Source organism: Williamsia sterculiae (genome assembly GCF_900156495.1).
GTDB lineage: Bacteria > Actinomycetota > Actinomycetes > Mycobacteriales > Mycobacteriaceae > Williamsia_B > Williamsia_B sterculiae.
In genome coordinates, this window is the sequence record NZ_FTNT01000012.1 from 113,963 (window position 1) to 131,697 (window position 17,735).

Here is a 17,735-nt window from a genome sequence, read left to right on the forward strand (position 1 = left end):
CTGGTCGTCGGTTACATCTGTGGCCACTGGCTTCTGATGTGACTGATGTGGTTAACGATTACGGTGAGACTATCGGCCGTTCTCCCAGGATCGCGGTTCCGACACGCACACATGTCGATCCGTACGCGACCGCGACGTCGAGGTCACCCGACATACCCGCGGAGAGCACCTCGGCGTCGGGGTGCGATCGCAGGAACTGGGCCCTGACGGTGGCCGCCCGGTGCATCCAGCGCTCCGGTTCACCCTCGAGCGGTGCGATACACATCAGCCCGCGCAGCCGTAGCGCGTCCGCGGACGCGACGTGTTGCGCCAGTGGATCCAGATCGTCGGCGGCCACCCCACCCCGGCTGGTGTCGCCGTCCAGGCTGACCTGGATGAGGACGTCGAGCGGGTCGTGGCGGACACCGTCGTCGCGGGCAGCGGCCGCGGCCGTGTCCAACGCGGTCGCGAGCCGTTCGGAGTCCAGCGAGTGCACACACCGCGCCCACCCGGCCACCGTCTTGGCCTTGTTGCGCTGCAGCCGACCGATCATGTCGAACACCGCAGGCTCGGAGCGTTCGGCCCGCACCTGTGCGACCTTGCGTCCGGCCTCGGGCTCGCGTGACTCCCCGAACTCGCGTTCGCCGAGGTCGATGAGGCGGACGACGTCCTCGGCGGGGAAGAACTTGGTGACCACCAGCAACTCGACCTCGTCCGGGGAGCGTCCGGCGGCGGAGCAGGCGACGCGCAACCGGTCGCGCACCTCACCGAGACCTCGGGCCAGTTCCGCGGTACGCGACTCCTGGTCACCCATGATCGCCCGTGCCCGAGTCGATCCAGATGACCGAGGCGAGGCGTCCGGTCGGCGCCCCACGGCGGTGACTGAACAACCGCTCGTCGGAGATGGTGCAGCGAGGGTCGACGGTGACACCGGCCACCCCGGCTTCCAGCAGCTGTCGCCGTAGTCCGGCGCGCAGGTCGAGGCCGGTGGTCCCGGTGGCCGTGCGACAGGCACTGCCCGGCAGATGCTGCTCCACGTCCCGCTGCATCTCCGGCGGCACCTCGTACTTCGCGCCACCCGCGGCGGGGCCTAGGAACACCCCGATCCGGGACACCTCCGCACCCTGGGCGACCATCGCCTCGAGCACCCGCGGCACGATCCCGATCCGCGCGCCCACCCGGCCCGCGTGGGCGCCGGCGATCACCCCGGCCACGTCGTCGCTGAGCAACACGGGTACGCAGTCGGCACTCAACACCGCCAGGGCCAGATCGGGCACCGAGGTGACGAGTGCGTCGGTCGCGGGGACCGGTTCCGAGACCGGCCCGTCGATCACGGCGACGGTCCGGCTGTGCACCTGCTCCATCCAGACCATGCGGTCGGCGGACACCCCGATCTCGGTGGCCAGGCGCAGCCGATTGCGGCGCACGGCCGCCGGGTCGTCGCCGACGTGGTCGCCGAGGTTGAAGGAGTCGTACGGCGGCGCGGAGAACCCACCGGCCCGGGTGGTGACCACCCGGCGCACCCGGGGTGCGGTCTCCCGCTCGTTCGGTGCGGGCTCGTCGGGTGCCGGCATGGTCCGCTCGGTCAGCGCTTCATGAACGGCGGCACGTCGACATCGTCGTCGTCGAGCGTCACCGGATTACGACGGGGCGCGGCGGGCTGCCGATCGGCGAAGGGATCGCCGCTGGGCTTGTCACCGAACAACGGATCCGACGGTGCGGGCGCGGAGACCTCTCCCGACCGCCCGGCACCGACGGAGGTGCTGCCGGTGACCGTCTCGGCACGCTTCCGCGACGGCGTCCCGCCCTCGAAACCCGCGGCGATCACGGTCACCCGCACCTCGTCGCCGAGGTTGTCGTCGATCACCGTGCCGAAGATGATGTTGGCGTCCTCGTGGGCCGCCTCCTGTACCTGTGTGGCTGCGTTGTGGATCTCGAACAGTCCGAGGTCGCTGCCACCGGCGATGGACATGAGCACACCCCTGGCGCCCTCCATCGACGCCTCGAGCAACGGCGAGTTGATGGCGGATTCAGCGGCCTTCTTGGCGCGGTCCTCGCCGCGGGCCGAACCGATGCCCATCAGCGCGCTGCCCGCGTCGCTCATCACACCCTTGACGTCGGCGAAGTCGACGTTGATCAGACCAGGTGTGGTGATCAGGTCGGTGATGCCCTGCACACCGTTGAGCAGCACCTCGTCGGCGCTACGGAACGCGTCCATCAGGCTGACGGCGGCGTCACCCAGCTGCAACAAGCGATCGTTGGGGATCACGATGAGGGTGTCGCAGGACTCGCGGAGCGCGGAGATGCCCGCATCGGCCTGTCCGCCGCGTCGCTTGCCCTCGAAGGAGAATGGCCGGGTGACCACACCCACGGTCAGCGCACCCAGCTTGCGGGCGATGCCCGCGACCACCGGCGCACCTCCGGTTCCGGTGCCACCGCCCTCACCTGCGGTGACGAACACCATGTCGGCGCCCTTGAGCAGTTCCTCGATCTCGTCCTTGGCGTCCTCGGCGGCCCGCCGACCGACCTCGGGATCGGCGCCGGCGCCGAGTCCGCGGGTGGAATCGCGACCGACGTCGAGTTTGACGTCGGCGTCGGAGAGCACCAGCGCCTGCGCATCGGTGTTGATCGCGATGAACTCGACGCCCTTGAGGCCCTGCTCGATCATGCGGTTGACGGCGTTGACTCCACCGCCGCCGATGCCGACGACTTTGATCACGGCCAGGTAGTTGTGCGGTGGCGTCATGCGCTCGCCTTCCTCGGATTCAGGTCGTGCAGTGTGTACGTGCTGTCTCGCCGGGTCCTCGCCGGAGCCAGCGAGTTCCCTCAACCAAAAACCCTCAACCTAAACCGTAGGGTTAGAGTTATGTCAAGTAGTCGGTTGTCGAGAGGAAAGTTACGCACCGAGCGGCCCACGCCCCGGGAGGCGCGACGGCGTGTCGCTCGATGGCGACGAAATGGACCGGTGGATCGGGTGTCTCAGCGGAATGCGGGGTTGTCCGGGCTGGACACGTCGTAGTGGTCGCCCGGCTGGCTCAGAATCATCCGCAGTGTCGTGGCTTTGTCCCCGCTCCGCTCGGCGTCACCCCATTCGACGGTGCGCTTGTCCTTGAGGACGAGGCCGATGTCGACGCGGGAACGGGCGTCGACCTCGGCGAGCTGACCACGGATGTCGGCGGGCAGACCGGTCACCACGGTCATCACCGCGGTGGTGGCCTCGTCGCCCGGTCCGGGGTGATCGGTCACCAGCTTGGGCACGTCCGGGACCTTGACCCCCTGCGGGAGATCGCCCAGCGTGAACCCGAAACCGGTCTTGTCGTAGTAGGTACGGGCGCCTCCGTTCGCGGCCTGCGCGACGTAGGCGACGGGCACCCGCTCGGTCACCGTGACGTCGATGGTCGACGGGTACGAGCGGCTGACCCTTGCCGACGCGATCCGCGGGATACCCGCGATGCGCTGGGCGGCGCCCATGGTGTCGACCTGCAGCAACGGCACACCGGGCGGAATGGCGGCCCGGCCCAGGATCTCGTCGGAGGTCACCGCGGCGTTGCCGCTGACCGTCGTCGACCGGACCGACATCAGCGGTGTGAAGTAGGCGACCAGGACCAATCCGACCACGGCCAGGATGGCCAGCACCGCGACGATCAGGGTGCGCGCACCGCGGATCCGGGCACGGGGCCGGCGCGGGGCGCGGGTTGCCACCCGCTCGGCCGACGCCTCCGCGTCGACGTCTCGCCCCGCCTCGTCCCGATCCTCGTGGTCGTCCCAGGAGTCGTGGTCGTCCCAGGAATCGTCCTCGTCCCAACTGTTCCGGTCGTCGGCGACCGGGGCCTCGCGCTCGAGCACCGAGGTGCGGCGGGCGATGCGGTCGTCGCGGTACCGGCGATCACGATCAGACATGAGGGCCTCCAGATGTCGGGTCGTCGGGAACGTCGGTGGCCTGGCGCACACGCAGGGCCTCGACGATCTCCGGGCCCTGCATGGTGATGTCGCCCGCACCGACGGTGAGGATGAGGTCTCCCGGGCGAGCCAAGGCCGCGACCTGATCGGCGACCGCGGACAGGTCGGGCTGGTACAGCACCGGAACGGTCACCAGGTCGGCGATGCTACGACCGCTGACCCCGGCGATCGGTTCCTCGCGAGCGCCGTACACGTCCAGCACCACCACCTGGTCGGCGAGGTCGAGAGCGGTGGCGAACTGGGCTGCGAAGGCCTCGGTCCGGGAGTACAGGTGCGGCTGGAAGACGGCGATGACCCGACCGCCCGTGGCGTCGACGATGTGCCGCGCCCCGGTGAGGGTCGCGCGCACCTCGGTCGGATGGTGGGCGTAGTCGTCGTACACCGCCACCCCCGCGACGTCGCCACGCAGCTGGAATCGTCGGTGCACGCCGGAGAACGACTCGACCCCGGTGACGGTCTCGTCGAGGCCGCTGCCGGCACTGACCGCGCCGACGATGGCGCCGAGGGCGTTGAGGGCCATGTGTTCACCGGGCAGGGTGATCGCGAGGGTGCGCTGCCCGACGTCGGCGAAGGTGACGCGCAGCTGACCCCCGGCCGCATGTGGTTGCCATTCGTCGAGCCGGGCCACGTTGGTGACGGTCGGCACCCGATCGGCCAGGGTGCCGCGGCCGTAACCGAGGACGGATCGCCCGTCACCGAAACGGGCGACGGTGCGCTGCGCCAGTGCGACCGCGCCGGGGTCGTCGAGACAGATCACCAGCACCCCACCGGGGGCTATGCGGTCGACGAAGTCGTCGAAGACCTGCACGTAGGCCTCGACGGTGCCGAAGAAGTCCAGGTGGTCGGCCTCGATGTTGGTCACCACCACCACGTCGGGGGTGTACTCCAGCAGCGAGCCGTCACTCTCGTCGGCCTCGGCGACGAAGATGCCGCCCGCGCCGTGATGGGCGTTGGTGCCCGACTCGTTGAGCTCTCCCCCGACCGCGAAGGACGGGTCCAGACCCGCGTGCTGCAGGGCCACCACCGCCATCGAGGTGGTGGACGTCTTGCCGTGCGTACCTGCGATCAGCAGGGTGCGGTGTCCGGCCATCAACATCGCGAGCACCCGCGGTCGTAACAACACCGGGATGCCCCGTTCGGCGGCTGCGACGAGCTCGGGGTTGGTCTTGGGGATGGCGGCATGCGTGGTGACCACCACCGTCGGACCGCCGGGCAGCAGGTCCAGAGCGGCCGGGTCGTGACCGATGCGTATGAGGGCTCCGCGGGCGCGCAGCGCGATCACCCCGCGGCTCTCCTTCGCATCGGATCCGGACACGTCGCCACCGCGGGACAGCAGGATTCGTGCCAGACCGGACATCCCGGCCCCGCCGATACCGACCATGTGCACCCGCTCGAGTTCGACGGGCAACCGCAGGTCGGAGTCCTCCAGTGTCCCCCGGTTCATCGCGACCGACCCCGTGGCCTGCGCCCGTCGGGACGATGCCCCTCGGCGACCTCGATCGCGGCCCTGGCCACCGCGGTCGCGGCATCGCGGTGACCGAATGCCGCTGCGGCGGTACTCATCCGCTGCAGAGCAGAACGGTCGGCGAGCAGTGCGGGCACGTTCTCGGCGACCCAGTCGGTGGTCAGCTCGGCATCGTCGATCAGCAGTCCACCCCCCGCCTCGACCACCGGACGTGCGTTCAGCCGTTGTTCACCGTTGCCGTGCGGTAAGGGTACGTACACCGCGGGCAGACCCGACGCCGAGACCTCCGCGACCGTCATCGCACCGGCCCGACAGATCACCAGATCGGCTGCGGCGTAAGCGAGATCCATCCGGTTGAGGTAACCGACGGCGACGTAGGGCGGAGCACCCGCGGGCGAGTCGGGTGACACCGTGTTCTTGGGGCCGTGTGCGTGCAACACGCCGATCCCCGCCGTTCCCAACGCTTCTGCGGCACCGGCGACGGACTCGTTCAGCGTTCGTGCGCCCTGCGAACCGCCGAACACCAGCAGGGTGGGTGCCTCGGCGGACAGTCCGAAGTAGTTGCGCGCCTGCGATCGTGTCGCGGCGCGGTCCAGAGCGGCCAGTGACCCGCGCACCGGGATACCGACCACGTCGACCGAACCCCGTGCCTCCAACCCCGATCCGGCCACCGCGGCGAGCACCCTGTCGGCGAAGCGGGCACCCACCTTGTTGGCGATCCCGGCGCTGGCGTTGGCCTCGTGGATGACCACCGGGATGCGACGGCCGCCCCGCAGATGCGCGCGAGCCGCCAGATAGGCGGGCAGCGACACGTACCCACCGAATCCGATGACGACGTCGGCCCGGACCTCACGCAGCACCGTGGCGGCCGAGCGGACCGACGACACCAACCGGGTCGGCACGGTGAACAGGTCGGTTCCGACCTTGCGCGGCAGCGGAACCGGCGGGATGAGCCGCAGGTCGTGGCCGCGGTCGGGCACGATGGTGGTCTCCAACCCGCGGGCAGTACCCAGCGCGGTCACCCGGATCGTCGGGTCGATCCGGTGCAGGGCGTCGGCAACGGCCATCGCGGGTTCGATGTGTCCGGCGGTGCCGCCACCGGCGACCACCACCGACAACGCTGCGCCGGTCTGGTTCTCGGCGGTCATCGACGCCGACCGCCACCGGTCGACATCGGCGGTTCGTGATACCGCTGCGGGCCGGCCCGACGCGCGCCGGGAGCGGGCGGGGTGTAGCGCGGTGGCGGCGGATAGGGTCCACCCGGCGCGACCCGACCGTGCAACGGTGCGGTCGACCGCGCGGGCCGCTGGCGGGTCTGTACTCGCTGGGGGGCGGCCTTCGCGGCCGATTTCGGGCGACGGGCCGCCTGACGGCCCGCGGCCGGACGGGGACGCGCATCACGAGATCTCCGACCCGACAGCCGCTCTCGCAGCTGGTCGACCCGCGACGGGGCGTAGGCCACCGGCTGCGGCAGCCGCAGAATCCTGCCCAGGCGTCCTTCGCCGTCGTTCGCCAGGGCCGCCACCGCATCCGGCTCGTGTCGTGCGGCGTTGGCCAGCAACCCCATCATCACCAGGATGGTGAAGGTCGAGGTGCCGCCCGCGGAGAGCAGCGGCAACTGGATACCGGTGACCGGCAACAGCCCGATGACGTACCCGATGTTGATCACGGCCTGCGCGGTGACGAGCACCGTGATGGTCGCGGTCATCAAGCGCAGGAACGGGTCCACCGACCGCATCGCGATCCGCAGCCCGACGAAGGCCAGTACCGCGAACAGTGCGACGACCAGCAGACCGCCGATGAGACCGAGTTCCTCACCGATGATGGCGAAGATGAAGTCGTTGTGCGCGTTGGGCAGATAGTTCCATTTGGCGCGGCTCTGCCCCAGTCCCACACCCCAGATCTGCCCGTTGGCCAGTGCGTACCGGGCCTGTCGAGCCTGGTATCCCGCGCCCTGGGGGTCGTTGCTCTGCCCCAGGAAGCTCATCACGCGTTGTGAGCGGTAACCCTCGGCCATGGCCAGGACCGCGGCGAGCACGATGCCGGAGACGACGAACGCGACGAAGACCCGGATCGGCAGACCGGCGAACCACAGCAGCGCACCCACGATGATGGCGATGGTGATGGTGGTCGAGAGATTCGGCTCCAGGATGATCAGGGCGCAGATCACCACCGCGACCGGCAGCAGCGGGACCAGCAGTTCGCGCATCGACGCGTTCTCCCGGCGGCGTGACGCGAGCAGATGCGCACCCCAGACACACAGGGCCACCTTGACCAGTTCGGAGGGCTGCACCGACAACCCGCCGACGGTGAACCACCGACGCGCACCCTGGGCCAGGGTGCCGATCCCCGGGATGAGGACCAGGGCCAGCATCAGCGTGGTGGCGATCATCGCGGGTGCCGCGGCTCGCCGGAAGAAGCGGATGGGCATCCGCAACGTGACGTAGAACAGCACGGTCCCGAGGATGGCGAACACCACCTGGGTGGTGAACAGCCCGTAGGCCGAACCGCTCTTGGAGTATCCCTCGACCGACGACGCGGAGAGCACCATCACCAGACCGAACAGGGTGAGCAGGAAGGACAACGTGACGATCAGGTGGAACGACGCCAACGGTCGACTGAGAACCGCCGAGGCGACCGCCCGCGGCGACACGGTGCGCGCCACCCGGACACCGGTCTGCAGCGCCGATTCCGAGGACCGGACCTGACGGCGCGAGCGGACGGCGGTGGCACCGCGGGTCGGGGTGGTGTCGGGGGTCGCGTCGGTGTCGGACGCCGTGGTCATCGAGCGTCCCCGCCGAGGCGGCGGGCGGCCGCGGCGAAGTCGTCGCCCCGCGTGCCGTACCCGGCGAACATGTCCAGTGAGGCCGCCGCCGGGGCCAGCAGGACCGGGGTCGCACCGGAGTCGGCCCGACTGAATCGCCACGCGATCCGCACCGCGCGGTCCATCACCGATGCAGCGGTGTCCCGCCGATCGCCCTGTCCGAATACACCGTCGTCCGGCAGATCGTGTGCGGACAGATCAATGCTCGGCACGTCCCCAACTCGACTCGTGGCCTCCACCCGGCCATCGTCCCTTGTGAATACTGTGACGGTTGGGACATCTGGGGCGTGTCGCTCGATCGCCTCGACGATCAGCTCGCGGTCCACCCCCAGCAGCACCACGGCGGCCAGTCGGTCGCGCACCGCGGCGATCAGGTCGTCGACCGAGGCGCCCTTGAGCTGACCGCCCGCGACCAGGACCACCCGTGGGTGCGCCAGGATCGACGCGGCGGCCGCATGGGGGTTGGTTGCCTTGGAGTCGTCGAGGAAATGCACACCGTCGATCTCGGCGACCGACTGCCCACGATGCGCCCCCGGGCTGAACCCGGCCAGGCCGTCGCGCACCGCCTCCGGTGTGATCCCGACCGCGAGGGTGAGCGCGGCGGCGGCGAGAGCGTCGAGGCGTCCGGGCGGACCCGGCGGACGGACTTCGTCGGCATCGATCAGCGGTCGAGGTTCCGGTCCGAACGCGGCGTCGACCAGTGTGCCGTCCACGACGCCGAGTTGACCGGCGATGGGCGCGTCGAGGGTGATGCCGACCGACCGCCCCGCGACCCGCGGGGCCAGCGATGCCGCCCCCGGATCGTCGATCCCGATCACCGACACCGGCCCGCGCAGCGCCCCGCTCTTGGCCGCGGCGTAGGCGGCGAAGGAACCGTGCCAGTCGAGATGATCCTCGGCGACGTTGAGCACCACGCCCGCCGCAGGCACCACCGACGGCGCCCAGTGCAGTTGGAAGGACGACATCTCCACGGCCAGCACATCCACCCGAGGATCGAGTTGCAGGGCGTCGAGCACCGGCAGGCCGATGTTGCCGCAGGCGACCGCGGACGCGCCCGACACGTCCAGGATGGCAGCCGTCATCGAGGTGGTGGTGGTCTTGCCGTTCGTGCCGGTGATCACCAGCCAGCTCCGCGGCGGACCGAAGACACCCGCGGCGTCGAGCCGCCAGGCCAACTCCACCTCACCCCACACCGGGATCCCGGCCGCGGCGGCGGCGGCCAACACCGGGTTGTCGGGGCGGAACCCGGGTGAGGCGACCAGCAGATCCAGTGTCTCGATCCAACCGGGATTCTCGGTCAGCCGGGAGGCGGAGACCACCTCCACACCGAGTTCGTGGCCGATCCCCGACCGGGCCACGGCGGGGTCGAGCAACGCCAACCGGTCGTCGAGGACGGTGACCTCGGCGCCGATGCCGTGCAGGTAGCGAGCCGCCGACGCCCCCGCGGTCCCGCCGCCCGCCACCAGGACGCGCGATCCGGGCAATCCCCGACCGATCGGTGCGACGGGATCGACACCCGTCATCTCACGCCCCGCCGCTGGCCAGGAATTCGCTGTAGAACAGCGACAACCCGAGCGCACACGCGATCGCGGTCAGCAACCAGAACCGGATGATCACCGTCGTCTCGGCCCAACCACCCAATTCGAAGTGGTGATGGAACGGGGCCATCCGGAACATCCGTCTGCCGGTGGTACGGAAGAAGGCGATCTGGATGACCACCGAGACGATCTCGGCCACGAACAGCGCGCCGATGACCACGGCCAGCAACTCTGTGCGGGTGGTGATGGACAGCCCGGCCAGCAGCCCGCCGAGGGCCAGTGAGCCGGTGTCACCCATGAAGATCTTGGCGGGTGCGGCGTTCCACCAGAGAAAGCCCAGGCAGGCTCCGCCACCGGCGACCGCGATGAGGGCCAGGTCCAGTGGGTCGCGCACGTGGTAGCAACCGGGGCTGATCTCGCCGACACCCTTGGGGCCGCCGACGCAGGCGTTGCGATATTGCCAGAAGGTGACCAACACGTAGGAACCCAGCACCATCGCCATCGACCCCGCGGCCAGACCGTCGAGTCCGTCGGTGAAGTTCACCGCGTTGGACCAGGCGGACACGATCAGCCAGCAGAACACCACGAACGCGATGGAACCCATGCCGATCGCGGTGATGTCGCGGACGTAGGACAGGGTGGCCGACGCCGGTGCGTCACCGGACTGGTTGCGGAACTGCAGGGCCAGCACCCCGAACAACAGCGCGGCGATCAGCTGACCCACCGACTTGGCGGTCTTGTTCAACCCCAGGTTGCGGTGTTTGCGGATCTTGATGAAGTCGTCGAGGAATCCGACCCCGGCGAGCACCGTGGACAGACCCAGCACCAGCAGTCCGGAGGCGCTCGGCCCGGGCCCGCCGGTGACCACACCGATGAGCTGGGCCACCCAGTAGCCGACCCAGAGCGCGGTGATGATGGCGACGCCGCCCATCGACGGGGTGCCGCGTTTGGTCTGATGACTCTGCGGGCCCTCGACACGGATCTCCTGACCGAAGCCCTGCCGCGAGAACACCTTGATCAGCACCGGGGTGAGCAGTATCGCCACCGCCAGTGCCACCACACCCGCTACCAGGATCTGCCGCACTACCCGTCCTCATCTCGATGTCCACCCCGATACGCCGTACCCCGCCCCGACGTGGGCCGGGCGTCCGACGTCCCCGGGACATCCAACAGGCTGCGCAGTCGCTGCCACAACTCGGCCGCGCCGCCCGCGACGTGGACTGTGTCACCCTCCTGCAGTTGCCCGGCGATCAGCGTCAGTGCGGCATCCGCGTCGGGGACCGACGCGGCCTCGTCGCCCCACGAACCCTCCATCACCGCACCCTGATGCAGGGCCCGCATCGCACGCGTCTCACCCACCGCGACGACCTTGTCCACCGCGAGGCGCACCGCGAGCCTGCCCACCCCGTCGAAGGCGACCGCCCGATCGTTCTCCGCCTGGCGTCCCTGCGGATCGGCACCGAGGTCGTCGGACGTCGCGGCCGCGTCGCCGACGACGAGCCAGATGCGCCGGCGCCCCTCGGCACGAGCGGCGCGGACGACCTCCTGCACCTGCCGACGCACCTCGGCGGCGTCGACCGGGCCGTCGCCACCGGTGAGGGTGACGTCCGACGGCGTCACGGTCGTGTTCCCGGCAGGCCGGTGTGGTCACGGGTGGCGTCGTCGATGGCGTCGGCGAGCACCAGTCGGTCGTCGAAGGGATACTTCACCCCGTCGACTTCCTGTCCGGCCTCGTGACCCTTGCCCGCGACCAGCACGACGTCACCGGGCCGGGCCCAGTTCACGGCCCGTGTGATCGCCGCGCGGCGGTCACCGATCTCGACCACCGCGGAATCCGGTGGCCGCAGATCGGCCGGGACCTGATAGGCGCCGGCGAGAACGGCGCGGCGGATTTCGGCGGCCGTCTCGGTGCGCGGGTTGTCGTCGGTGACCACCAGCAGATCGGCGCCACGTGCCCCCACGGCGCCCATGATCGGACGTTTCTCGGTGTCCCGGTCGCCACCTGCCCCGACCACCACCGCCAGCCGACCCGTGGTCTGCGCTCGCAAGGTCGCGATCACCGCCTCCAGTGCCGCGGGCTTGTGTGCGTAGTCGACGACGGCGAGGAACGCCTGCCCACGATCGACGGTCTGCACCCGACCCGGTACCGCCACCGACGCGATCGCCCCGGCGGCGACCGCGGGATCGACTCCCACCGCATCCGCGAGGCCCACCGCGACGAGCGCGTTGGCGACGTTGAAGCGTCCGGGTAGCGGGACGTCGAGGGCGAACTCACCGTGCGGCCCATCGACCGTCACCCGCTGCGAACCGTCGGCGGCGACGGCGGACTCCCCCGCGGTCCAGTCCGCGGGGTGTGCACCGGCGGCCACCGTGGTCGCCGACGCCGGGCCTCGTGCCTCGCCAGCGACCTCCACCATTCGTTCGCCCCAGGAGTCGTCCACACAGATCACCGAACGTCGGGCCCGCACCGGCGAACCGCGGCCGAACAGCCTGGCCTTGGCGGCGAAGTAGTCCTCCATGGTCGGGTGGAAGTCGAGGTGATCGCGGGAGAGATTGGTGAACGCACCCACCGCGAAGTCGCAGCCGTCGACGCGACCGAGCTCGAGGGCATGGCTCGACACCTCCATGACGACGGTGTCGACCCCCTGCTCGATCATCGCCGCGAGCATGGCCTGCAGGTCCGGGGCCTCCGGCGTGGTCAACGCACTGGGTTGTCTGCGGCCGGCCACCCGGGTCTCGACGGTGCCCAGCAGTCCGACGGTGCGGCCGCCTGCGGCCAGCGCCGCCTCGGTCAGATAGGACGTGGTGGTCTTGCCGGACGTTCCGGTGATCCCGATCAGCGTCAACCGTCGCGACGGATGGTGGTGGATGAGTGAACTGGCGGCACCCAGAACGGCACGAGGATCGCCGACGACGAGCACGGCACACGCGAAGTCGCCGGACCCGTCCCGGCCGCCGATCATGGCGGCCCCGTCGGCGTCGGTGAGCACGGCGACCGCGCCGCGGGCGACGGCGTCGGCCACGAACTGCGCCCCGTGTGCGCGGCGGCCGGGCAGCGCCGCGAAGAGGTCACCTGGCCGAACCTGCTGCGCCCGCAGGGTGACCCCGCTGACGGTGATACCCGAGGGGTCGACGTCCGCGACGCGGGCGCCGGTTGCGGCGATCACCTCACCCAACGGTGTCGGCTCGGTGTGCCGCGGCCGCAGCGGCCCGGAACCGTCGCCGGTACCCGCAGGTGTCATGTCCCCGTCCTACCTCTCCGCGATGCGCTTCTCCCCCACCGCACGTGGGGTCGCGCACCGACCACCGTCGCGTCCCCGCCATCCGGGGTACGACCCGGTGTCAACTTACCGAGGCCCGGTCAGCCCGCTTGCAGCACCAGCTTCGGCGCCTGCTTCGCCGACAGCGGCACGTGGTTGCGCTGCAACATCCAGCCGGCGATGGTCGAGAACAACGGTGCGGCCGACTGCCCACCCGAACCATCGGTGCTGCGGGTGGGGGCGTCGAGCATGATGCCGACCACGTAGCGCGGATTGTCGGCGGGTGCGATGCCGGCGAAGGTGATGTTGTAGCTCGACTCGGAGTAGCAGCCGCACGCCGGGTCGACCTGTTGCGCGGTACCGGTCTTACCGCTGATCTGGTAGCCGGGCACCGCTCCCTTGGCGCCGGTGCCCTGCTGTTCGCCGGTCGGGTCGTTCTGTATCACCGCACGGAACATGTCGCGGACGGTCCGGGCGGTCTGCGGGCTGACCACCTGCACCCCTGCCGGCTGCTCACGCTCGCCGGTGTCGGACACCGAACGGATCACCCGCGGCGGCACCCGCATGCCGTCGTTGGCGATGGCCTGGTACATCCCGGTCATCTGCAACAGGCTCATCGACAGGCCCTGGCCGATGGGCAGGTTGGCGAAGGTGCCGCCCGACCACTGTGACCGCGCGGGCACCGAACCGCCGGACTCGGCGGGCAGGCCCACCCCGGTGCGAACGCCGAGACCGAACTTCTGCAGCATCTGCGCGTACCGGTCCTCGCCCACGCGCTGCGCCAGCATCAGGGTGCCGACGTTGGACGACTTACCGAAGACGCCGGTCGTGGTGTACGGCGCGGTGCCGTGTTCCCAGGCGTCGTGCACCGTGGCCCCGGCCATGGTGATGCTGCCGGGAACCTGCAGCACCTCGTCGGGGTTCGTCAGTCCGTATTGGATCGCCGCGGAGGCGGTGATGATCTTGTTCACCGAGCCCGGCTCGAACGGCGAGGTGACCGGCAGGTCGCCCAGTTCGGCCTTGCCCTGTTGGTCCAACGGCTGTGACGGGTCGAAGGTGTTGTCGTTGGCCATCGCCAACACCTCACCGGTCTTGGCGTCGAGCACCACCGCCGAGGCGTTCTTGGCCCGGGACATCTCCTTGGCCTTCTGCACCTCGTTCTGCACGAAGTACTGCGTGTCGGCGTCGATGGTCAGTTCCACGTTGGCGCCGTTGACCGCCGGGTGGACGTTGCGGGTGCTGCCGGGGATCACCGCACCGTCCGAACCGCGGTCGTAGGTCTGTGAACCCCCGGTACCGGCGAGCACAGAATCCATCGACGACTCGAGTCCGATCAGCCCGTTGCCGTCGAAGTCGACATCGCCGACGAGGTTGGCGGCGAGTTGCCCGCCCGGGTAGACGCGGACCTGTTGTCGTTCCGCTCCGACCTCCGGGAAATCCTGGGTGATCTGGTCGGCCGTGGCCGGGCTGATGGCCCGCGCCAGATAGACGAAAGTGTCGTTGCTGCGCAGTTTCGACTCGACGTCCTGCGCGCTCACCGAGCCACCGAGTCGATCGTGCACACCCTGGGCGATCTGGGCTATCCGCGTGTCGGTGTCGGGCAGTTGCGGGTTCTTCCGGTGCGCGTCGTCGATCACCGCGCGCTCCTTGACCGGCTGGAAGGTCAGCGCCCGCGCGTCGTCGGTGTACGCCAGCGGTTTGCCGTCGCGGTCCAGGATCGATCCGCGCAGGGCGGGCATCGCCTCGGTCACGGTGCGTTGCTCGGAGGCCTGTTCGGCCAATCCCGGAGCCTGAATCGTCTGTAGCACCAACATCTTCACCGCGACGACCACCACGGCGATGAGGATGACAGCGGTGGCGAGCTTGTGCCGTAGGACGAATTGCCGTCCACCGCCGCCCCCGGAGGTCTTGCCCTTGCCACCGCCCCGCGGTGGGTGGCCCCCACCGGAACGGACCGGACCGGAATGGGTACGCCCACCGCGGCCGTACAGGGCGCGGCCGACTTTGCCGCCGGCCCCGGGACCGTTGCGGGTGGGCGCCGACGGCGTGGCCCGGCCGGGTGCGGGTCGGCGGTACTCGGCGCGGGTCATCGCCGTGCGATCCGGACACCGACCGGAACACCTGCCGGGGCGCGATGGCTACTCATGGTCAGCAATTGTCCACGCTGTCAACGGCTGTTCTGCTGATTTGCCGTCGGCGCGCCGCCGGTCGGTGGCGTATTGGTCACCGCCGAGCCGGCGGACGGGGTCTGACCGGCGTTCGGGGAACTCGCCTGGGGCAACACGTTGGTGGCGATCTGGGTCCCCGGTGCGGTCGGTGCGCTGACCGGGGTCTGTTGGGTCGCACCGGAATTGCTCGTCGATCCGGATCGCGCGGAGGTCGGGGCCGAACCCGACGACGGTGCGGCCGACACCGGAGTGTTCAATGCCCGCTGCGGCTGTCCCTGCACCGGCTCGGGGTCGCCGAGGACTCGGACCTTGCCGTTGGCACCGGTCAGGACCCGGGGGGCGTCGGTCGACAGCACCATGCCCAGTTGCGCAGCCCGCTTGGCCAGTTCCGGGGCGGAATCGCCCGCCTCGAACAACTTCTTCTCCGCATCCCGCTGGTGGAGCAGCGAGTCGTTGCGATCCTTCTCGACGCCGAGGCGGTAGGAGTCCTGCGCCGACCGGGTGGACAAGAAGAGCGTCAAGGCCAGGCCGAGGAACAACATGGCGATGATCACCACCACGAACGGCGTCCGGCGGAGCAGGTCCATCGGCGACCGCAAGGTGAGCGCGCGACGGCTCGGCGCCTGGGCGACAATCGCTTCGGGCGCGGCCGTGCGGCCGGCCAGACGTTTGCGACGACGATCGAGAGCCCGCTGCGCGGCGGGTGACCGATTGGCACGAGCACTACCGTCGGCGGCCCCGGTTCTACCGCGGTTACGGGTGGACGTCGCGGGGCGACGCCGCGATCCGGTGTCGCTGCCGCGCTCATCGACGACGGTCATCGCTTCTCCTTCGACAGAATTCGTTGCACGGCACGCACCCGGACCGACGCGGCACGCGGATTGGTCTCGATCTCGGCCTCGGTGGCCTGTTCCGCTCCCCGCGTCACCAAGCGGAATTCGGCTTCGGTGCCCGGTAATTCGACCGGCAGGCCCGGGGGTGACGTCGACGTGGTGCGATCGACGAACGTGCGCTTCGTGATTCGATCCTCCAGCGACTGGTAGCTCATCACCGTGACCCGCCCGTCCACGGCGAGCCGGTCGAGAGCGACGGGCAACGCCGCACGCAGCGAGGCGAGTTCGGCGTTGACCTCGATGCGCAGGGCCTGGAAGGTTCGCTTGGCCGGGTGACCACCGGTCCGTCGGGTGGCCGCAGGGATGGCCGCGTAGAGCAACTCCACCAACCGGCCACTGGTGTCGAACGGCGCGATCTCGCGCTCGCGCACGATCGCCGAGGCGATACGGCCGGCAAACCGTTCCTCACCGTATTGCGAGAGAATTCGCGCCAGTTCACCGTGCGGGTAGGTGTTGAGCACCTCCGCCGCGGTGAGCGGGTCGTCGGGGTTCATCCGCATGTCCAGCGCGGCGTCTACGGCGTAGGCGAAACCGCGGTCGGAACGGTCGAGTTGCATCGACGACACCCCGAGGTCGAACAGGGCCGCGTGGTATCGGTCCACTCCGGCATCGTCGAGGACGTCGCCGATCTCGTCGTAGCGGGCATGGGCGAAGGTGATGCGATCGGCGAACGGGGCCAGCCGGCTGCGGGCCTGTAGCAATGCGGTGGTGTCCCGATCGATGGCGACGATGCGCAGATCCGGGAACCGCCGGGCGAAGGCCTCGCTGTGGCCGCCCGCCCCCAGGGTGGCATCCACGAACACCGGTCTGGCAGCACCGTCGATGGCCGGGGCGAGCAACTCCAGCATGCGCTCGGCCATCACCGGAACGTGTCCGAATTCACCCGAGACCTGGTTCACCTGCTCACCTTTCGTGGTGACCGCCGTCCCGGTCGGACTGCCGAGGGTGGTGATGAACCGGGGTCTCCGCCCGATCGCGAACCTGGCGCTGGGGAAGTGCGTCAGGGTCGGATCGGGCAGAGGCCTCGGCTCACCGTGGGATGTGGTCGCCCGCATCTCGTGAGCTCGCCACCTACAGGCCCGAGTCCAGCGACTCGAACCCGCCTTGCGAATAGCTCTCCTCGTGCTCACCCTGGTAGTCCTGCCACGCCTGCGCGTCCCAGATCTCCAGGTGGTCCATGTTGCCGATCACCACGCACTCCTTGGCCAGGTTGGCGTAGGTCCGGTGTTTGCTCGACAGGGTGATCCGGCCCTGCCCGTCCGGCCGCTGCTCCTCGGTGCTCGCGGCCAGGTTGCGCTGAAACGACCGCGCCTCCGGATTGAGCTTGGCGGCGGCGATGGCGCGCTGGGCCAACTCGGCGAAGTCCTCGCGCTTGTACACGGCGAGGCTGCGATCCGGTCCTTTGGTGACCATCAACCCTCCCGCAAACTCGTCGCGAAACCTCGCGGGCAACGTGAGCCGCCCCTTGTCGTCCAGCTTGGGCGTGTAGGTGCCGAGGAAAAACGCCACGACACCTCCCGCCTACACCTCGGAGGTGGTATCCCCTGAGCTGTTGTGACCACAGTACCCCACTTTCCACCACTTTCCACCCCGTAGGCGGCACTTCCCCCCACCTCAGCGCAAAGCTGCAGCTCAAAGCGACGATTGG

The 17,735-nt window shown here is 69.8% G+C and carries 15 protein-coding genes; all 15 read right to left on the reverse strand.

Annotated features, from left to right (window positions below; genetic code table 11):
• Positions 1-58: 58 nt before the first annotated feature.
• A complete protein-coding gene (locus BW971_RS17885; protein ID WP_076482405.1) occupies positions 59-793 on the reverse strand; it encodes a YggS family pyridoxal phosphate-dependent enzyme in 735 nt (244 codons plus the stop codon).
• Entirely contained in the window at positions 786-1,553 is a 768-nt protein-coding gene (gene pgeF, locus BW971_RS17890) for a peptidoglycan editing factor PgeF (RefSeq protein ID WP_076482407.1), read from the reverse strand. The genes BW971_RS17885 and pgeF overlap by 8 nt, the downstream gene beginning before the upstream one ends.
• 11 nt (positions 1,554-1,564) lie before the next feature.
• Entirely contained in the window at positions 1,565-2,725 is a 1,161-nt protein-coding gene (gene ftsZ / locus BW971_RS17895; protein WP_076482409.1) for a cell division protein FtsZ, read from the reverse strand.
• Between the two features lie 233 nt (positions 2,726-2,958).
• Positions 2,959-3,879: a cell division protein FtsQ/DivIB gene (locus BW971_RS17900; protein ID WP_200799467.1), complete on the reverse strand. Its 921-nt coding sequence runs from the start codon at positions 3,877-3,879 to the stop codon at positions 2,959-2,961.
• Positions 3,872-5,383: a UDP-N-acetylmuramate--L-alanine ligase gene (gene murC / locus BW971_RS17905; protein WP_076482410.1), complete on the reverse strand. Its 1,512-nt coding sequence runs from the start codon at positions 5,381-5,383 to the stop codon at positions 3,872-3,874. Before murC ends, BW971_RS17900 begins: the two co-directional genes overlap by 8 nt.
• Complete coding sequence (gene murG / locus BW971_RS17910; RefSeq protein WP_076482412.1) at positions 5,380-6,552, reverse strand: undecaprenyldiphospho-muramoylpentapeptide beta-N-acetylglucosaminyltransferase; 1,173 nt, start codon at positions 6,550-6,552, stop codon at positions 5,380-5,382. Before murG ends, murC begins: the two co-directional genes overlap by 4 nt.
• A complete protein-coding gene (gene ftsW / locus BW971_RS17915; protein WP_083710271.1) occupies positions 6,549-8,189 on the reverse strand; it encodes a putative lipid II flippase FtsW in 1,641 nt (546 codons plus the stop codon). Before ftsW ends, murG begins: the two co-directional genes overlap by 4 nt.
• On the reverse strand, positions 8,186-9,751 hold the full coding sequence (gene murD / locus BW971_RS17920; protein WP_076482413.1) for a UDP-N-acetylmuramoyl-L-alanine--D-glutamate ligase: 1,566 nt from the start codon (positions 9,749-9,751) through the stop codon (positions 8,186-8,188). Before murD ends, ftsW begins: the two co-directional genes overlap by 4 nt.
• A gap of 1 nt (position 9,752) precedes the next feature.
• Complete coding sequence (gene mraY / locus BW971_RS17925; RefSeq protein WP_076482415.1) at positions 9,753-10,850, reverse strand: phospho-N-acetylmuramoyl-pentapeptide-transferase; 1,098 nt, start codon at positions 10,848-10,850, stop codon at positions 9,753-9,755.
• The gene (locus BW971_RS21740; RefSeq protein WP_076482417.1) at positions 10,850-11,386 is read right to left on the reverse strand and encodes a hypothetical protein; all 537 of its coding nucleotides are present in this window, start codon (positions 11,384-11,386) and stop codon (positions 10,850-10,852) included. Before BW971_RS21740 ends, mraY begins: the two co-directional genes overlap by 1 nt.
• Entirely contained in the window at positions 11,383-13,008 is a 1,626-nt protein-coding gene (locus tag BW971_RS17935; protein WP_076482418.1) for a UDP-N-acetylmuramoyl-L-alanyl-D-glutamate--2,6-diaminopimelate ligase, read from the reverse strand. Before BW971_RS17935 ends, BW971_RS21740 begins: the two co-directional genes overlap by 4 nt.
• 119 nt (positions 13,009-13,127) lie before the next feature.
• On the reverse strand, positions 13,128-15,116 hold the full coding sequence (locus BW971_RS17940) for a peptidoglycan D,D-transpeptidase FtsI family protein (protein WP_083710274.1): 1,989 nt from the start codon (positions 15,114-15,116) through the stop codon (positions 13,128-13,130).
• Positions 15,117-15,193: 77 nt separating this feature from the next.
• Positions 15,194-16,015 (reverse strand): cell division protein FtsL, encoded by an 822-nt coding sequence (locus BW971_RS17945; RefSeq protein WP_083710277.1) that lies wholly within the window; start codon positions 16,013-16,015, stop codon positions 15,194-15,196.
• Complete coding sequence (gene rsmH / locus BW971_RS17950; protein ID WP_268811137.1) at positions 16,012-16,986, reverse strand: 16S rRNA (cytosine(1402)-N(4))-methyltransferase RsmH; 975 nt, start codon at positions 16,984-16,986, stop codon at positions 16,012-16,014. The genes BW971_RS17945 and rsmH overlap by 4 nt, the downstream gene beginning before the upstream one ends.
• A 172-nt stretch (positions 16,987-17,158) precedes the next feature.
• A complete protein-coding gene (mraZ, locus tag BW971_RS17955; RefSeq protein WP_076482420.1) occupies positions 17,159-17,596 on the reverse strand; it encodes a division/cell wall cluster transcriptional repressor MraZ in 438 nt (145 codons plus the stop codon).
• Between the last annotated feature and the right edge of the window lie 139 nt (positions 17,597-17,735).